Raw genomic sequence first — 18,034 nt, forward strand, 5'->3', positions numbered from 1 at the left:
CATCTGATTGTGTGAAAAAGAGCGCTCCTTTTTGGGGCGCTTTTTTATGCATCAATATTTTATTTTTACCATCAGTAAATTATTATTGTCGAACAATATCTTGTAAAGGTGTCCTTAAGTGATATTTCTGTGACCTAATCTGCAATTATCGAATATTCATAAAAAAGTAATATAAGTAGTAAGAAATTAAATTATAAAGAATTAGTGACCTTTCACTAAAAAAGGAGTCAGTGCAAATGAATGCTAAAGTCAATATTTCAAACCGTGCAGGTGCTTCATTTCCAGTGCGTCGAATGAATTTTAACTTTGATAATGTCCCTGAATATTGGGCAAATGAGTCTGCGGGTATTACTCATTTTATGACCGCATTATCAGCATTATTTCCTGATGGTGAAAAACTATTTATTGATTCTGTTCGTGCGGTGCGTCACCATCCTGCAATTAAAGACAATGAGGCATTGCAAAAAGAAATCAGTGCTTTTATTGGGCAAGAAGCGATGCACACACAAGAACATGTGGGCTTTAATGCATCAGCGCAAAAATATGGTCATGATGTTGCGAAGCATGAGCGTGAAACGGGGCGTTTAATCCAAGGTGCACGTAAATGGTTTGCTCGTGCGGTGAAGCCATTTGGTATGACACAAGAAATGGTAGATTTAACGGCAACGACTGCACTTGAGCACTTTACAGCGACAATCGCTTCTGAGTTATTGCGTAATCCACATATTCAAGAACTCATGACTGATCCAACAATGTCTTATATGTGGTTTTGGCATGCCGTTGAAGAAAATGAGCATAAAGCTGTTGCATTTGATGTCTATGAAGGTGTATTTGGCACGGGTTTAAAAGCATATGCTTTGCGTAGTACAGCATTAGTGATCGCAATGGCGTTAATTTTTAGTGCACAATCATCATTTGTTATCCGTTTACTGAAAAATGATGGTAAGCTGAATTTAAAAGAGTTGGGTACAATTTATAAATATGCCTATAGTCCATCGAAAGGGATTATCGCAGGCATGACCAAAGAAATGTTGGCTTATTTCCGTCCAAGTTTTCATCCAAATGATTTAGATACTGTTGAATTATTAGAAATATGGAAAGCTAAATTAGGCATTTAATTTACGCTGATTTGTTGTGAATAAGGGAAGGTTTGATAAATCTTCCTTTTTTATTAGACTTCTATATAGAAATTCTTATAATTCACTTTTTGCTTATAAAAGTTGATGAACGAAGATGATTCGTTTAATGCAAGCCTCAGATTTAAATGCAGTCTCTCGTATTGAAAATCTTGTTCAAACACATCCTTGGACACTCAGTCAATTTCAGGATTCGATTCAAAGTTACCAAAGCACAGTGCTTGAAATGCATGGGCAAGTTGTGGGGTTTTGTATTTTACAACCTGTATTGGATGAAGCGAATTTGTTGTTAATGGCGGTTGACCCTCAGCAGCAAGGCAAGGGTTATGGTTATCAATTATTAGCAGAATCTATTCAATTTTTAAAAAACAATCCAATTCAGATTTTTTTGGAAGTACGTGAGTCTAATCTCGCTGCAATTGCTTTATATGAAAAGTCTGATTTTCATCAAATTGATCTGCGTAAAAATTATTATCCAAATAAAGAGGGTGGTCGTGAACATGCCATTATTATGGTAAAAACTTGTACTGAAGATTTTTCACAATTATTTAAGCTTTAAGGTTTTGAAAATAATCATTATTTTATGATAGGTTCATTCCATTCTGATGGTAAAGTTGTCATCAGCATATTGCCGAGTTTATTAATTTCTTCAGCATCTAAATGGCGGCTAATATGTCGCCATTGTCCATCAAGTAAGAGTTCAAAGGGGGCATATTGTGATTTATAATTCATTTTTTGTGAATGAGGAACCCAATAGCCTAAGTATACATAGTCTTGTTGTAGCGATTTGACATATTCGATTTGTTTTAAAATAGCAAATACGCCTAATGAGCGGCGACTTTCATTAGGATCAAAAAAAGTATAAACCGCAGAAATACCATCATCGAGTGTATCGCAGGTCGATACGCTAATCAGGTGATCATCTTTCCAAAGTTCTAAAAAAAAGCTATCACTACAGCTATGAATTAAAAATTTCTCAAATTGGTCATAACTAGGGGGGAACATATCGCCATCAGCATGACGTTCATTGATATAACGTTCATAAAGCTGATAGTGCATGATATTTGCATCTTGTGTAGATACAATTTTCATCGTTAAGTCTTGATTGCGTTTCCATGCTTTTTTTTGTGTACTGTTCATTTTAAATTCATCAACAGGCACACGGCAGGAGAGGCATTGTCGACATAAATGACATTCAGGGCGATAAACAAAATCACCACTGCGACGAAAACCCATACGTGATAATTCGGAAAGCGTCACCACATCAATGCGGTGGGCAGGGTCTAAAAACACCATACGTGCAGATTTTTCTGCTAAATAACTGCAGCCATGTGGCGGGGTAATATAATATTGTAAGTCATTCAATCGGGACTTAGGCTGATATGAGTTCATAACGATTTGTCCCTCTTTCTAATCCAGTTATTTTTCAGTCCATTAATTTTGCAGTTTGCGCTATTGTTTTACTTGAAAATACACGTTCTTGATAACTTTTCCAATCTATAGAGGGGCATTTAATTACATCTTGTAACGATTTTAAGTAGTCTTGGCGAGAAAGTGTACATGCACCTAGACTTAACAGGTGATCATTGACCAATTGGCAGTCAATCCAAGGTAATTGTTTTCACGACCAAGTAACATTAATGTATAAAATGCCATTTTAGAAACATCGGTTTGCGTACTAAACATAGATTCACCAAAGCAACCATGTCCAATACTGACACCATATAAACCGCCTACTAATCGCTCTTGATCCCAAACTTCAACACTGTAAGCATAGCCTGCTTGAAATAATGCACAATAGCCTTGAATAATATCTTCTGAAATCCATGTTTCATCTGCATAGGTACGTGGAAGTGAGCATGAGCGAATCACTTGTTCAAAAGCTTGATTGATTGTGATTTTATAATCAAACTTTTTCATGTTACGCACAAGTGATTTACTTGGATGATAATCCAATGGTCGGATGATACAGCGTGGTTCAGGACTCCACCAACAGATGGGTTCGCCTTCTGAAAACCAAGGAAACAGACCATGTGAATAGGCTTCAAATAATGTCGCAGGATGCAGATCTGCACCAATACAAATCAGTCCTTCACCTTCTGGGTCGGATTGGATCGGATCTGGAAATGAAAATTGTGAGAGGTTTAACATAGTTATCAGAAAGCAAAAGATCAGCTTTATATTAGCTGATCTTTTTTAGGAATGTTTTATAGAAGTTATGCAAAAAGTTTCAATTGTTTAGCGATTTGTATTAAATCTCTGTCCAAGAATTTTTTCGCTTTGTCCTGCAAAATTTTTAAACTTTGTGCTTTATCTTGAATGGTTTCACCTTGTTCGATTACAAACCAGCCCAATTCATCTAAAACATTTTGTACATATTCAGCGAATTGTTTGGCAGTTTTTAAACCATCAATGAAATGCGCACGATAGAACAATTGGGTAAATTGATCAGTATTTAAACCAATACCTGAAATTGGGTTAGCTAAAACTTGATAGCTGCTATGAAAGCTTGCTTGCTTAAGAATGAAGTGATTGAGTTGATGAGCATGTTTAAGCATTTCTGTCGAGATTTCTGCTTGGCAAGGCTGTGCTAGACCAAGATGACATAAAATGATCAAAGCATTTAAAATTTTTGCATAAGATTGGTTTGGTAACAACTTTTCGATTTGTGCAATGGTTTGTGGTGCATAATTTTCTTGCTTAAATAATTTACCCAAAGGTTCATATACATCTGGGAGTAAATTAAATTCACCTAAATAACCTGTAATTGTTTTAGGGAAATTTTCAGGTGCAGTTAAAATTACAAAAGCGGTATTACGTAAACGCTCTTGGGTTTGTTGAGGGGTTAATGTATTTTTGCCACGAATAAATAAATCACGTCTAAACTGTGTATTCGCAAAATAATCACGGCATTGTTCTTTGAAAATAGGATGTTCAATTTGATTTAAAAATTGTTGATGTTCTTCAGAAAAGTTGATGTTATCGAGATGGGTATTTAAGTCTGTAGATCCTGCGTAAGTGAGTTTTTCATCTTCTAAAATACGCACCACCTGTTGAAATGAAAAGCATTGCCAGTCTTGATTGAGGTATTCATGAATAAGATAGTTTGGATTTTGCTTTTGTAAATCTTGGACTTTATTTAATGCATTTGGATTGCGTTTGGCAAAATTTGGATTCTGTTGTAAAAGTGCTTCACTGAATGCCAGTGAGTCTTTGACTTTTTGAATTGGATTAGTGCTTGTACTGTTGAATTTAAAATGGCTATGGAATAATTCACGAACAGGCATATTTGCAGCCCAACCTGTGAGACAGTTGTAACTGATATAGACAATACCATTGGGTTTTAGATATTTTCGGATAAATTTTAAAATAATATGCTGATTTTCATGGCTGATCCAACTCCAAATACCATGTAGGCTGATAGAGTTTAACATCGGTAAATCTTTATTAAGTAGTTCTTCAAAACTTGCATCATAAAATTGGTGTGGTGTTTGGCTTTGCTCTGCAAGCATGGTGGCATGTGCAGCATGTGCAGGATTAAAGTCAGTACCTATAAAAAGTCCTAGGCTAGATGCAGCATGAATATTTAAGCTGACACCTTGTCCAAAGCCTAATTCACAATGAAAATGGGTTTCATTTGAACTTGGGCTGTCTACACCATTGAGTAATAAGCAAAATTTTTGATAGTTCGGACTTAAATCTTTGTAATAACCGTAGGTATAATTTACTTCTGTTTGGTAGCCATCTGTCCATGTAATGCTCATTTTTTACCCTTAAATATTTAGATTTTAATAAAATTTATTGTGAGAACTGAGTGTATAAAAGCATCATTAAGATGCAATAAGTTGGCACTAAAAAGCAATACTATTCAAATAAAAAAATTATATTTTATGTAATATTGGGAGTAATTGGTGTAGTAACAATAAAAAAACCGCCATTGCTAGCGTTTTTATTGGTTGTAGGGCAAAAAATTATTTATCTAAACCATCTAAATAACGATCAGCATCTAGTGCAGCCATACAACCTGAACCCGCTGAAGTAATTGCTTGGCGATAAACATCATCAGCAACATCACCTGCTGCAAATACGCCCGCAACAGATGTTGCAGTTGCGTTACCTGCTGTGCCACTGTGGACTTGGATATAACCATTACGTAGCTCAAGCTGACCTTCAAACATTGTTGTATTTGGTTTGTGACCAATAGCAACAAATAAACCTGTGACCGCAACATCTTGCTGAGAATCATCAAGTGTTGATTTTAAACGAACTGACGTGACACCTGATGCATCATCACCAAGTACTTCTTCAACTGCATGATTCCAGATAATACTAATTTTGCCTTCTTTTTCTTTTTCAAAAAGATGATCCTGCAAAATTTTCTCAGAGCGTAATTTGTCACGACGATGTACTAAAGTGACATGCGATGCGATATTGGATAAATATAAAGCTTCTTCAACCGCAGTATTACCACCACCAACAACCATGACATTTTGGTTTTTATAGAAGAAACCATCACAAGTTGCACATGCGCTTACACCTTGTCCCATAAACGCTTGTTCAGATTCTAAACCTAAGTATTGTGCTGTTGCACCTGTTGCGATAATGAGAGCGTCACAGGTATATTCTTCCATATCACCTTTGAGTACGAATGGACGTACAGTAACGTCTACCTCATTGATATGATCATATAAAATTTCAGTGCCAAAACGTTCAGCATGTGCTTGCATACGTTCCATTAAAGCAGGACCTGTTAAACCTTCTGGGTCACCCGGCCAGTTATCTACTTCAGTTGTTGTGGTCAGTTGTCCACCCAACTGCATACCTGCAATTAAAGTTGGTTTTAAATTGGCACGTGCAGCATAAACAGCGGCGCTATAACCCGCAGGACCAGAACCTAAAATAATTAAACGTGAGTGACGAGCGCTCATGTATGCCATCCTTTTTATATCAGAAAATATAGAATCTGTTAAAATTATACGTGAAAGTTGAATGTGATTGGGGGTGTTCAATGTCGATAAAACTGATGAGCTAAATCGAATTGAACCATATACCGAATATATACAAATAACTTAACAACATACTGCAACAATCTTGCATCTTTTTTGTAAGAACAGGTGCATAATATAAAGATTTCTTCTATGAAGAAAGTGATTCGTTTCATCAAAAGTACATTAATGAATAATTGGTTACAGGACAGTATATGACTGCGGTGTCGAGTGTTTATGCACAGCGCTTTTTATTAACATTATTCTTGATTTCATTTGGGATTTATCTGTTTTTAGCGACAGTAACATATACCCCATTTGATCCAGGCTGGATGCATATCTCAAGTGACACGCAACAAGTGTCTAATGCCAGTGGCGTGGCTGGGGCGTGGATTGCTGATTTACTCTTTGGATTCTTAGGGTGGGCGAGTTTACTCATTCCCTTTTATCTCTTTGTTGAAGCGATCCAAGTGTGGTGGCCGAGAAGTTTCCTGAGTATGCCTTTTCGCTATGCTGCGCAGTTTTTTATTTTACTGGCCAGTGCTAGTTTATTGTATCTGTTGTGGAATGTTCCTGCTGATACCTTGGCAAATGCGTCAGGTGGTATTATTGGCTATGAGTTAGGTGAAAGCCTTTCTCAATTGTTGACCATTTATGGGGCATGTGCATTTTTATTGTTCTTACTTGGTGTGTTATGTACTTTAGCTTTTGGTATTCAGTGGAATAAAACATGGGCGACACTCAAGGCAACACCTGCATATTTGCAAGATTTATTCTATAAAAATGTGCCTGAAAGTGAGTCTGCTTATGATCTGACTGCTGAGCCTAAGCCAGTTGCCAAAACTAAGAAGAAAGTAGTAGAGCCTGAACAGCAAAAAGAACACACTGAAGTTGTTGCACAAATGAATGTTGCTAAAACAGCAACGGCAAGTAAACATGCACAAGTAGCTGAACGTTTGTTTGATGATATGGTTGATCAGGAGCATCAAGCTCAACAGTCGGCATCATCTGCAAATGAACTTGAAGATGAAGAACTAGAACAAACTTTAGCAAAAGCACACCGTTTACAAGAAGAAAGTAAGCGTTTTGTGCCTACGGGTGAGGTTTGGAAGCCATTGGAGCAAAATCAAGATCATAATCGCGATATTGATGCGCTACTACGTGCTTCAGAAGATGGGCTAGATAATTTCCAGTCATCTTCTTCTGATGTATTGAATAACAAAGTACATACTGAACACAATACAACAGCATTCAAGCAATCTACACATGACGATCAAAATTTAGATTGGGATGATGATCAAGTTTTTGATGATTTATTGGCAGTTGTGCCGAAAGATAGTGCTGCAACTGATGTACATCGTCCATTTAATCCGCAGACAGAGCACAATTCAGAAGCGCATTTTTCAGAGTTTGACCAAGTACAATCAACGAAACGCCACCATGTAGATGATGCACATCGTTTGGCTGCTGAATTAGATGATTTAGCTCATCTTGCTGATGAGCCGATTGATCCAAAAATAGCGGCTCAGCTAGAAGTGTGTACCACCAGTAGTTATGCACAATCTTCACCTTTAGTAAAAGCTGAAATTCAAACCAATTTAATGACTTCAGTTGTTTCTGAAGAAGAAAAATCACGTATTTCTTCAGATAAAGATGCGTTTAGAGAAGCTTGGCAAGAGACAGCTGGTAAACCTGTTGAAGAAGATGAGTTGGATGAAGAATTTGATTTGGATGCGCCACTCACCGATGCTTTTGGTCGTCCAATGTCACGTGCAATGCAAGTGGCGCAAAAGCGTAAAGATTTACCAACACTACCTAGTTTTGAGTTATTAGATAAAGTTGATCCGAATAAAAAGGTTAACTATACAGCTGAACAATTGGCACGCTTGTCTGAATTGTTAGAAATTAAATTACAAGAGTTTAATGTTAAAGCCAAAGTGATTGAAGCACAGCCAGGTCCTGTGGTAACACGTTTTGAACTAGATTTAGCACCAGGTGTAAAAGCATCTAAGGTAACAAATATTTCACGTGATTTAGCTCGTTCTATGTCAATGGCTTCAGTACGTGTAGTTGAGGTAATTCCAGGGAAGCCTTATATCGGGATCGAAGTACCGAACAGTGCTCGTGAAATGGTTCGTTTGATTGAATTATTGGAAACCCCATCATTTAAAGATCCTGCAGGATTACTTTCAATGGCAATGGGTAAAGATATTTCGGGTAATCCTGTGATTACTGATTTGGGTAAAGCACCGCATATGTTGGTTGCAGGGACAACAGGTTCAGGTAAATCAGTTGCGGTCAACTCAATGATTTTATCCATGTTATTGAAATATACGCCTGATCAATTGCGTTTGATTCTGATTGACCCCAAACAGCTTGAGCTTGCCAACTACAACGATATTCCACATTTATTAACCCCTGTTGTTACTGACATGAAAGATGCGGTCAGTGCATTGAATTGGTGTGTGAATGAAATGGAACGCCGTTATAAGCTTATGTCGTTTTTGAAAATTCGTAAATTGGCAGACTATAACCGTAAGGTGGAAGAAGCCATAGCCAATGGGGAAGATTTGATTGACCCAACATGGAAGCCATCAGACTCTGCTACACAAGAGCGTGCACCGCGTTTACAACCATTGCCTTCAATTGTGATTGTTGCTGATGAGTTTGCAGATATGATCATGCAAGTTGGTAAAAAAGCTGAAGAAATGATTACTCGATTGGCACAAAAATCACGTGCAGCAGGTATTCATTTGCTTTTAGCAACACAACGTCCATCTGTAGATGTGATTACGGGTTTAATCAAGGCGAATATTCCAACTCGCGTAGCATTGCGTGTGAACAGTAAAATTGACTCACGTACCATTTTGGATGCTGGTGGGGCAGAAGATTTATTAGGTCATGGTGACATGTTGTTCTTAGGGCCAGGTAAAATTGAGCCTGAACGTGTGCATGGTGCCTTTATTTCTGATGATGAAGTGAATCGCATTTGTGATGCATGGCGTGAACGTGGTGATCCAGATTATGTTGATGAAATTTTAACACCATATGATGAAGAACCAACTTCAAAAGGCTTTGAAGATGGTGACGCTGATCCGAATCGTGATGCTTTATATGATCAATGTGTGTCATTTGTACTTGAAACACGTAAAGTTTCAGTGTCTTCTTTACAGCGTAAATTTAGCCTTGGCTACAACCGTGCGGCACGTATTGTTGATCAGATGGAAGAAAATGGCATCGTGAGCTCAATGGGACCAAATGGTAAACGGGAAATTTTGGTGTAATCTTTAAAAAGTTGTAATGGGTTTAGGCTCATTGCAACTGTCCTGTCAGTTCTAAATAAATTGACAGTAATAACAATAGCCTAATGCCTACTCCCAAAATGATCAAAAATGTGTGGTTTTAATTTTTTGCTCAATTATTTTCGCTGAGTTTTGCAATCCGATGTGTATGTGATTATTTTTAGGATAAAATAACTTTTTATTCTCAAGGTCATTTCACATGTTATTGGCATTAAGTACCTTAGTCTTTATTCATTTTTGTGCCTTGATTACGCCTGGACCAGACTTTTTTGTGGTAACACAAACAGCGATTAGTCGTTCACGTAGTCAAGCAATGTGTGTTGTTTTGGGGATTACAGTTGCCGTCTTACTTTGGGCATTTTTTGCCTTAATTGGTTTGAATATCATTTTTGAAAAATTTGTTTGGTTAAAGCAAATTATGATGGTGTTGGGCGGAGTTTATTTATGTTGGTTGGGTTTTCAAATGTTGAAGTCAGCTTTTTCTAAACAAAAAAACAATCAACAGCCCAATGAAATAGTGAATATTGAACTTCCAAAAAGTCATTTTCGATTTTTTATCAAAGGTTTGTTGACGAATTTATCTAATCCCAAAGCGGTGATTTACTTTGGAAGTGTATTTTCGATGTTTTTAGCTAATCCACAATTGGATCATTTGCATGCAGTGATGTGGGTGATCATTGGGGTTGAAACTTTAATCTGGTTTAGCTTTGTGGTTTTTGTATTTTCATTACCAAGTTTTAAAACAGCTTATCAAAATGCTGCAAAATGGATTGATGGTGTGTCAGGTGGGATATTTACTGCTTTTGGTGCTTATTTGATTGCAAATAAATAATTAAATTTTATCGTTAAATATAAAAAAACCTGCAATTTTAGCAGGTTTTTATTTTTCTTAGATTAGGCAAATTTAGCCAAAACCTCTAAAAATCCATCTCTTTGGCGAGGATATTGTGCGATCACATCGTGGATACGTTGACCTTCAGGATTCGTTGCATTGAGGTCACGACCATCTGCAATAAATTTATTTAACAAGCGTTCATAGTCAAAAGGGCGCATGTGTTTAAAAGAGTGATAAAGCACATGAAAATCGGTATTGACACCTGTTGGAGCTAACTGATCTAAGTAGGCAAAAACACGCTCGTCCGACCACTCTTCGTTGAACGTTGCTGGCTGTGAAAGTGCCATAACAGCATCTCCTCAAAATAAAAAATTGACATTCTTCAGTATTATAGAAAGCTTTTTTAAAACTTTTTATAAGGAATACTGCAAAGGTTTTCTGAATTATGTCGAATAAAAAGGGCAAAATATAAAATGAGCAAATTTTTAAATTTCACTCATCAAGTCTACTCAAAGTACAGCTTCTCGCCTTGCGACTGGGTAAATCCTTAAAGCGTTGCTTTAAGTTTGCTATTCCAGTCTCATATTTTGCCCTGAATCAATTCACTTGACTAATCAATTATGAAATTAACGTTCTTCAGGTAAATTGATATTCATTTCCAGCATTTCAATATTTGCTTCTGAACGGACAGACATTTGAATGTGTTGCTCATCTACGCCACGTACATAGCGGTTTACAACTTGCATGATTTCTTTTTTCATTTGGTCAATTTTATCTTGACTCAAACGTTTACCTAAACCTTGTTCAGAGGCAACAATAACTTTTAAACGGTCTTTAGCAGTTTGTGCACTTGAGGGCTTATCATCACCACTAAATAATTTACTCCAAAATCCCGCCATTCTTACGCTCCAAATAATCTAGCTAACCAACCTTTAGGCTTCACCGTAATATGTCGATATGGACGATCTTCACCAAGGAAACGTGCAACTAAGTCATCGTAAGCTTGTCCCGCACTTGCTTCTGTATATAGAATAACAGGTTTACCTTCATTCGATGCTTGTAACACGCTTGGACACTCAGGAATCACACCGAGTGTTGGAATGCGTAAAATATCTTTAGAAATATCGTCAATCGTCAACATTTCTTGTTTATCCGCACGTTCTGGGTTGAAACGTGTGATACATAAATGCTTACGTACACGTCCTTCGTTATTTTCGATTTTCTTGGTTTTGCTGTCTAGCATTCCAATGATACGGTCAGAATCTCGAACTGAAGAAATTTCTGGATTTGTCACAATAATAGCTTCATCAGCATGATACATTGCTAAGATTGCACCACGTTCGATGCCCGCAGGTGAGTCACAAATAATATAATCAAACTCTTGTGAAAGCTCATCCATAACACGTGCAACACCTTCATCTGTTAAGGCATCTTTATCACGGGTTTGTGAAGCAGGTAAAATATAAAGATTTTCAATGTCTTTATCACGAATTAAAGCTTGTTGTAAACGTGCTTCATTATTTAAAACATTGACGAAGTCATAAACGACACGGCGTTCACAACCCATGATTAAGTCTAAGTTTCGTAGACCGACATCAAAATCAATAACAACAGTTTTATGACCACGAAGGGCTAGTCCTGTTGCAAAAGATGCACTTGTTGTAGTTTTACCTACGCCACCTTTGCCTGATGTAACGACAACAATTTTGGCCACCGAATCCACTCCTGTTATGGTCATTCATCCCCTTTGTGAGGGGCGTTTATTATGGTGTTAATTTATACATTAAAATTGCAGAACTGAAAACTCAAGTTCTTGTTGCTCATTCAAGTAAATATGTACTGACTTTTTAATGAATTCCATTGGAATATCGTCTGCCACACAATATGTACCTGCAATAGAAACCAATTCAGCTTCCAAGGAATGACAAAAAATTCTTGCCGCAGTATTTCCGCCTGCACCTGCGATGACTCTACCACGAACACTGCCATAAATATGTATATTTCCCGAAGCAATCACTTCAGAACCACTATTTATCCCTGCATTCAAAATGATGTCACCATGGTCTTGTACTAAACACTGTCCAGTCCGCAAAATTTCGTCATGATAAGACGTAATATGACCTGTCGTAGTGTGTTGTTGTGTAAGCTTGGAAGAAGCATCTAGGTTGTGATCTGCATTTGAATCTGTTGCCGATGCTGCAACTACCTGTTCTTTCGTTGCTTTAATCCGTTGCAAAGGTCGATCAGAAGGTAGGATCGGAAATTGGATAGCTTGAGCTTGTTCGCTTAAAATCCCATCAATTACACCCATTGGTTGTAAATCTAGGCTAATTAAAAGCTGAATCAGTGCAATGAGTTCTTGTTCAACTGTACTGTCGATAATCACTAAAGCCCCTTGATAAGAGGTTTCTGTCATCATTGCGCTAAGTTGCTGGCGGATAGCATCATGGTCATTTGTATCAAAGGTTAATCGGGTAAAATTAACCATTCTGCCTGTAATCCGTATATCAGCCATAACTATTCCTTAAAGGCTTATCACCTGAAAATTATAAATAAAGTCAAACTGTAAAAACTGCTCAAATGCTAGAACAAATTCACTGAATTCTCTAGCATAGATACAAATATTTGCATTGATTTGTTCAATCTTTGAATCACTTAATCATTGGCTTGGTCATATTTTTCAAGTTCAATCTGCCATTGTTTAATTTTTACTTGTTTACGCACAGAAGCTAAGCTTTCATAGACTGCTGATTCGACCAATTGTTCTAAGGCTTTATTTTCAATATTTAGATGACTGACTTTTTCAGAAATGAGCGTATAAATTTGATTTGGTTGTGCATGCGAGCCTGCGGTTAGTGGATCAATTAAACCATTGGTAATATTCTCACCCAAACGTTGACCAATATTTTGGATTTGATTTTCAATCATACTACCTGCGATAGGAATCAATCTAAGTAGTTGGGTCAGTTGTGGTGTATCTTCAATGGCTTGTTTCACGATTTGACCAACATTGTCCGCAATTAAACGTTGTTGTGCTTTGAGCTCTGTTGCAAGTGCATCTTGTAAAATTTCTGCTAAAACTTGTGCAAACATTTCTCGGTGATGATCGACCAAATCATGAATAATTTTTTTATGACTTGAACTGGTATCTAGTTCATATTTGATGCCATCAATTACAGAGACTACAACACGGTCAGACAATTCCTCCATGACCACACGATAATAGAATAGGACTATTTTCATGATATTGTCAGGAATGACTTTATAACCTAACTCATGTAAACGATAAGCAATGATTCCCGCACGAATCAAACGTAAGAAACGTAAGTAAGGAATAATCGCTAAAACTTCATACCAATGAATAAAAGGAAAGAAGAACCAGCGGTGATGATGTTTATAAATAATCGCAATGATCCAACGAACAGCGAGTTCAGCCACTAAAAATAAAATAAACCAACCTTCAGTTTTGATCACCAATGGATGCAAATCAGAGCGATAAAAAGCCAATACTTCAGGTAGATGAATCTCATTAAAAAATAATTGCCCAAAACTACTCATTAAAAATAAGTTAGCGCATAGACAAAACAGGTTGAAGACAATGATGCCCATCATGAAAATGTCATACACTAAAAATAGTTTCCAACCCAAGGTATTGTGATTCTCTGGGCGGATACTTTTTTGCTTCACTGTAGCCTGTTCTGTCATAACAATCCTTATTTTCTTTATGCTATTTTAGTTTTGATATTGTTGTTTCATGGTTGTGATGAGCTGATCTTTGTCTTGCCATAACTCATCAACCCAATGCTGAAATTTGGCACGATATTCAGCATCTTCTTCATAATCTCCACCAAGCACCCATGCTGGAATCTCAATTTTACGAAGATTAACTGCAATACGAGGTACTTCACCTAACCAAAATTCACCATAGCCTGGTGCACCATTAGGATAGACAATAGTCATATCAACCAAAGCATCAATTTCATATCCTAAAATATTCAAAGCTAATGCCAAACCACCTGCTTTAGGTTTAAGTAAATTTTGATAAGGCGATTGTTGCTGCTGATGTTTTTCCGAAGTAAAACGGGTACCTTCTAAGTAATTTAATAAGGTAAAGGGTTGGCTAAGAAGTTGCTCACAGGCTTTACGTGCTTCATCTAGATCTTGATGTTTTAAAGCTGGATTTTTTTCGATTTGTGCTTTGCTATGGCGTTTCATCATCGGGAAGCCTAAAATTTTAAAGGCTTGCCCAACAAAAGGAATAAAAATAAGTTCCCATTTCGTAAAGAAACGGGTGAGTGGCATACGGGTTAAACCAAAATATTGATTTACAGTGGTATCGACCCAACTCTGATGGTTACACGTCATCAGATAGCGACCCTGCATACTCAGTTTTAGATCATCATCAACTGAAATATCCCATTGAGTCTCTGGTAATATGTGATCAATTAACCAATTATTCACGCTTAACCAACTGTTGGTAATTTGAATATTGGTTTCATCCACCTTTTTAGATTTTTTAAATAATTTGGTCAAACCTAATGCAAGTACAGGTGGTCCATGAAAAAAAGTACTTCCTGTAATCACAGAACTGACAGTGAAGCCTTTGCTTATTTTTTTTAAAAAAGGTTGTTTCTGTTGTTGAGATGACATAGAAAAGTCCTAGAAAAGAGTTTTATTTGTACATGGTCGCTTTTAAATATAGTCGTTGTTCGGGTAATTAAAAAGTCTGATTGCTAAACTATGTATAAATTATGATGAACATCACTGCAAATACTCAGTTATTTATTTCAAAATGTAACGATTTGGGTTATTTTTAACAAAATGTCAATGGTTTAAGCGCATAATTTAAATCATTATTTCATTCATAGAAAAACACCAACCTTGGAGGCATGTAATGCGTGCACTTGTAATTTCAGCTGTAGTAGGGGCTTTGGCACTGTCTGGTTGCCAAAACATGGAATATGATAAAGCTGCAATTGGTACTGGCTTAGGCGCGTTAATCGGCGCTGGTATTGCTTATTCAAATGCTGATAAAGACAAAATGGGTCAAGCGGCTGCAATTGGTGCAGTTGTTGGTGCTGGTGCTGGTGCACTTCTTGACCAAAAAGAAAAACGTTTACGCCAAGAACTTGCAGGTACGGGTGTTGATGTAAACCGTAATCCAGATGGTTCGATCAACATGGTGATGCCAAGCGTAACGTTTGCTTCAAGTTCTGCAACGATTCAACCACGTTTCCAAACAGCATTAAATGATGTTGCACGTGTATTGGCTGAAGGTGGTACAGCAGGTAAATTAGCACTTGTGATTCATGGTCATACAGATAATACAGGTAATGATGGTATCAATATTCCATTGTCACAAAACCGTGCTGGTGCAGTATTGAACTATCTTGCTGGTCAAGGGATTTCAGCTTCTCGTATGACTGCAAAAGGTTATGGTTCAACTTCTCCAATCGCAGATAATTCAACACCAGCAGGTCGTGAACAAAACCGCCGTGTAGAAATTACTGTTTACGAAACTAAATAATTTAGTTTTTAAATAGATTTGGAAAACCACCTTCGGGTGGTTTTTTATTTGTTAAAAAGCTTGGAAATTGTCATGAAAAATTAGGCAAGACTTGTTTTGATGACTATAATCGAGCTCGAAATTTTGAGAGGACGCGCCATGTCAAAAGCAAGCCAATTGAACGACAAGCAACTTGAAGCCATGAAATATACTCAAGGACCCTTGTTAGTGCTTGCAGGGGCAGGTTCAGGCAAAACTTCAGTGATTACCCGTAAAATTGCATATTTAGTACAACAGTGCGGTATTCCTGCACATCGTATTACGGCGATGACATTTACCAATAAAGCTGCACGTGAAATGAAAGAGCGTGTGGGTAAATTGTTGGGTAAAGAAGAAGGTAAGGGGCTATCAGTTTCGACTTTCCATACGTTTGGACTAAATTTATTACGTTTAGAACTTAAAAATACCCCATTAAAAAATAACTTTTCGATTTTAGATGCAGATGACTGTAAACGCATTTTGATGGATTTGATGCATCGTGATAATTTATCAGGTGCAGAAAGTAAAGATTTAATCGCCAAAGCCATGAAGAAAATTTCGGATTGGAAAAACGATCTAATTCTTCCTGAGCAAGCACATAACACTTGCGAAACCACCGAAGATGTACAATTTGCGCATTTATATCAACTCTATGAGCGTAATTTGCGTGCTTATAATGCAGTAGATTTTGATGATTTGATTGTTATGCCGACACGCCTTTTACAGGATAATGCAGAAGTTCGTGATCGTTGGCAAAATCGTGTTCGTTATTTATTGGTCGATGAATATCAAGATACCAATACAGCACAGTATATTTTAGTAAAATTACTGGTAGGGGTGATGGGACAATTCACTGCGGTAGGTGATGATGACCAATCCATTTACGCATGGCGTGGTGCAAAGCCTGAAAATATGGCATTGCTCAAAGAAGATTTCCATAATTTAAAAGTCATTAAACTTGAACAAAACTATCGTTCAACCAGTCGTATTTTAAAAGCAGCGAACCATGTGATTGATAACAATCCGCATATTTTTGACAAAAAATTGTGGAGTGATAAAGGTCACGGTGAAGTCATTCGAATTATTACTTGTCGTAATGATGATGATGAGTCTGAGCGTGTAGTCAAAGATTTATTGACTCATAAACTTATGAATGGGAAAAATTGGAAAGATTACGCCGTATTGTATCGTGGTAACTTCCAAGCCCGTGTTTTAGAAACACAGCTTCGTCAAATGCAGATTCCTTATAAACTTTCAGGTGGTCAGTCATTCTTCGCTCGTGCTGAAATCAAAGACATCATGAGTTATTTGCGTGTCATCATTAATCCAGAAGATGACAGTGCATTTTTACGCATTATTAATACGCCAAAGCGTGCGATTGGACCAGTGACACTTGAAAAGCTTGGATTATTTGCACAAGAAAATCATTTATCACTTTTAGCAGCAGCAAGTGATCAACGTCTGACGATGGTCATGCCGAAAAAGGCAACAACACAATTGGCTGAATTTTCAGGTTTTATTGAAGATTTTACCCGTGAATTGTTGGATGATGATGAGCCTGTGCCGAAGATTCGTCAGATGATGATGGAAGCGGGCTATATTGATTATTTAAAAGAAACGGCTGCAACACCAGCACAGGAAAAAACTAAACTCGATAATGTGGAAATGTTGTATAGCAGTATCCAGAGTTTGATTAACCGTGCGGAAGATGTAGATGAAAAAAATATTGAAAGTGTGATTCGTAAAATGGTGTTACTCGATATGCTTGAGCAACAACAGGAAGAAGAAGACACGGATAAAGTCAATTTACTCACGCTACATGCTTCAAAAGGTTTGGAGTTTCCATTCGTTTATATCATGGGCTTAGAGGAAGAGTTGCTGCCACACAAAAACTCGATTGCAGCTGAAACGATTGAGGAAGAACGTCGTTTGATGTATGTAGGGATTACCCGTGCGCAACAAGGTTTGACTTTGACTTTAGCTGAGCAACGTAAAAATGGTGGTCAGATGAAGCAAATGACGCCAAGTCGTTTCTTAGATGAATTGCCACAAGATGAGTTGGATTGGCTAGGGCGTAAGAAAAAGCTAGCGGAAAATGTCGATCCAAAACAGCAAGCACAACATTATCTGCAAAATTTAAAAGCGTTATTAAAACGTTAATTTACGATTTTATATTTATTTTAAAATCTCTCTGTGCTTTTTAGAGACCAGAGAGATTTTTAGTTTTCATT

15 protein-coding genes and 1 pseudogene are annotated in these 18,034 nt (G+C 37.2%); 6 read left to right on the forward strand and 10 right to left on the reverse strand.

All coding sequences use genetic code 11. The annotated features are described in order from the left end of the window. Positions 1 to 236: 236 nt before the first annotated feature. Complete coding sequence (locus tag AVJ19_RS02055) at positions 237 to 1,118, forward strand: metal-dependent hydrolase (RefSeq protein ID WP_111858158.1); 882 nt, start codon at positions 237 to 239, stop codon at positions 1,116 to 1,118. A gap of 115 nt (positions 1,119 to 1,233) precedes the next feature. Then, positions 1,234 to 1,695 carry a ribosomal protein S18-alanine N-acetyltransferase gene (gene rimI / locus AVJ19_RS02060; RefSeq protein ID WP_111858159.1) on the forward strand — a complete coding sequence of 154 codons (462 nt, stop codon included), beginning with the start codon at positions 1,234 to 1,236 and terminating at the stop codon, positions 1,693 to 1,695. Positions 1,696 to 1,712: 17 nt separating this feature from the next. Here the strand turns inward: rimI and AVJ19_RS02065 are convergent, their stop codons facing one another. From AVJ19_RS02065 to trxB, 4 genes and pseudogenes are all read right to left on the reverse strand, one after another. After that, the gene (locus AVJ19_RS02065; protein ID WP_111858160.1) at positions 1,713 to 2,528 is read right to left on the reverse strand and encodes an arginyltransferase; all 816 of its coding nucleotides are present in this window, start codon (positions 2,526 to 2,528) and stop codon (positions 1,713 to 1,715) included. A 34-nt stretch (positions 2,529 to 2,562) separates the two neighbouring features. After that, a pseudogene (gene aat, locus AVJ19_RS02070) lies at positions 2,563 to 3,293 on the reverse strand (leucyl/phenylalanyl-tRNA--protein transferase). Between the two features lie 59 nt (positions 3,294 to 3,352). Beyond that, entirely contained in the window at positions 3,353 to 4,900 is a 1,548-nt protein-coding gene (locus AVJ19_RS02075) for a class I SAM-dependent methyltransferase (protein ID WP_111858161.1), read from the reverse strand. Between the two features lie 207 nt (positions 4,901 to 5,107). Further along, positions 5,108 to 6,064 carry a thioredoxin-disulfide reductase gene (gene trxB / locus AVJ19_RS02080; RefSeq protein WP_111858162.1) on the reverse strand — a complete coding sequence of 319 codons (957 nt, stop codon included), beginning with the start codon at positions 6,062 to 6,064 and terminating at the stop codon, positions 5,108 to 5,110. Between the two features lie 272 nt (positions 6,065 to 6,336). On the opposite strand from trxB, the gene AVJ19_RS02085 reads away from it, so the two are divergent. After that, positions 6,337 to 9,405, forward strand: coding sequence for a DNA translocase FtsK (locus AVJ19_RS02085; protein ID WP_111858163.1), 3,069 nt, complete (start codon positions 6,337 to 6,339; stop codon positions 9,403 to 9,405). A 217-nt stretch (positions 9,406 to 9,622) separates the two neighbouring features. Continuing rightward, complete coding sequence (locus tag AVJ19_RS02090) at positions 9,623 to 10,255, forward strand: LysE family transporter (RefSeq protein ID WP_111858164.1); 633 nt, start codon at positions 9,623 to 9,625, stop codon at positions 10,253 to 10,255. A gap of 62 nt (positions 10,256 to 10,317) precedes the next feature. Here the strand turns inward: AVJ19_RS02090 and AVJ19_RS02095 are convergent, their stop codons facing one another. The 6 genes from AVJ19_RS02095 to AVJ19_RS02120 form a co-directional block, all read right to left on the reverse strand. Then, on the reverse strand, positions 10,318 to 10,605 hold the full coding sequence (locus AVJ19_RS02095; RefSeq protein ID WP_111858165.1) for a PA4642 family protein: 288 nt from the start codon (positions 10,603 to 10,605) through the stop codon (positions 10,318 to 10,320). Positions 10,606 to 10,884: 279 nt separating this feature from the next. Beyond that, on the reverse strand, positions 10,885 to 11,157 hold the full coding sequence (minE, locus tag AVJ19_RS02100) for a cell division topological specificity factor MinE (protein WP_111858166.1): 273 nt from the start codon (positions 11,155 to 11,157) through the stop codon (positions 10,885 to 10,887). Between the two features lie 2 nt (positions 11,158 to 11,159). Beyond that, the gene (gene minD / locus AVJ19_RS02105) at positions 11,160 to 11,972 is read right to left on the reverse strand and encodes a septum site-determining protein MinD (RefSeq protein WP_107008261.1); all 813 of its coding nucleotides are present in this window, start codon (positions 11,970 to 11,972) and stop codon (positions 11,160 to 11,162) included. Between the two features lie 69 nt (positions 11,973 to 12,041). Further along, positions 12,042 to 12,773 carry a septum site-determining protein MinC gene (minC, locus tag AVJ19_RS02110; RefSeq protein ID WP_111858167.1) on the reverse strand — a complete coding sequence of 244 codons (732 nt, stop codon included), beginning with the start codon at positions 12,771 to 12,773 and terminating at the stop codon, positions 12,042 to 12,044. 140 nt (positions 12,774 to 12,913) lie between these two features. Then, a complete protein-coding gene (locus AVJ19_RS02115) occupies positions 12,914 to 13,963 on the reverse strand; it encodes a preprotein translocase subunit SecA (protein WP_111858168.1) in 1,050 nt (349 codons plus the stop codon). Between the two features lie 27 nt (positions 13,964 to 13,990). Next, a complete protein-coding gene (locus AVJ19_RS02120) occupies positions 13,991 to 14,908 on the reverse strand; it encodes an acyltransferase (RefSeq protein WP_111858169.1) in 918 nt (305 codons plus the stop codon). A 244-nt stretch (positions 14,909 to 15,152) separates the two neighbouring features. Between AVJ19_RS02120 and AVJ19_RS02125 the strand changes: the two genes are divergently transcribed. Continuing rightward, positions 15,153 to 15,785, forward strand: a complete 633-nt coding sequence (locus AVJ19_RS02125; protein WP_111858170.1) for an OmpA family protein — start codon at positions 15,153 to 15,155, stop codon at positions 15,783 to 15,785. A 138-nt stretch (positions 15,786 to 15,923) separates the two neighbouring features. Further along, the gene (locus tag AVJ19_RS02130; RefSeq protein ID WP_111858171.1) at positions 15,924 to 17,963 is read left to right on the forward strand and encodes a UvrD-helicase domain-containing protein; all 2,040 of its coding nucleotides are present in this window, start codon (positions 15,924 to 15,926) and stop codon (positions 17,961 to 17,963) included. The last annotated feature ends 71 nt before the right edge of the window (positions 17,964 to 18,034 follow it).

It is taken from the genome of Acinetobacter sp. CFCC 10889 (assembly GCF_003268395.1).
Taxonomy (GTDB): Bacteria; Pseudomonadota; Gammaproteobacteria; order Pseudomonadales; family Moraxellaceae; genus Acinetobacter.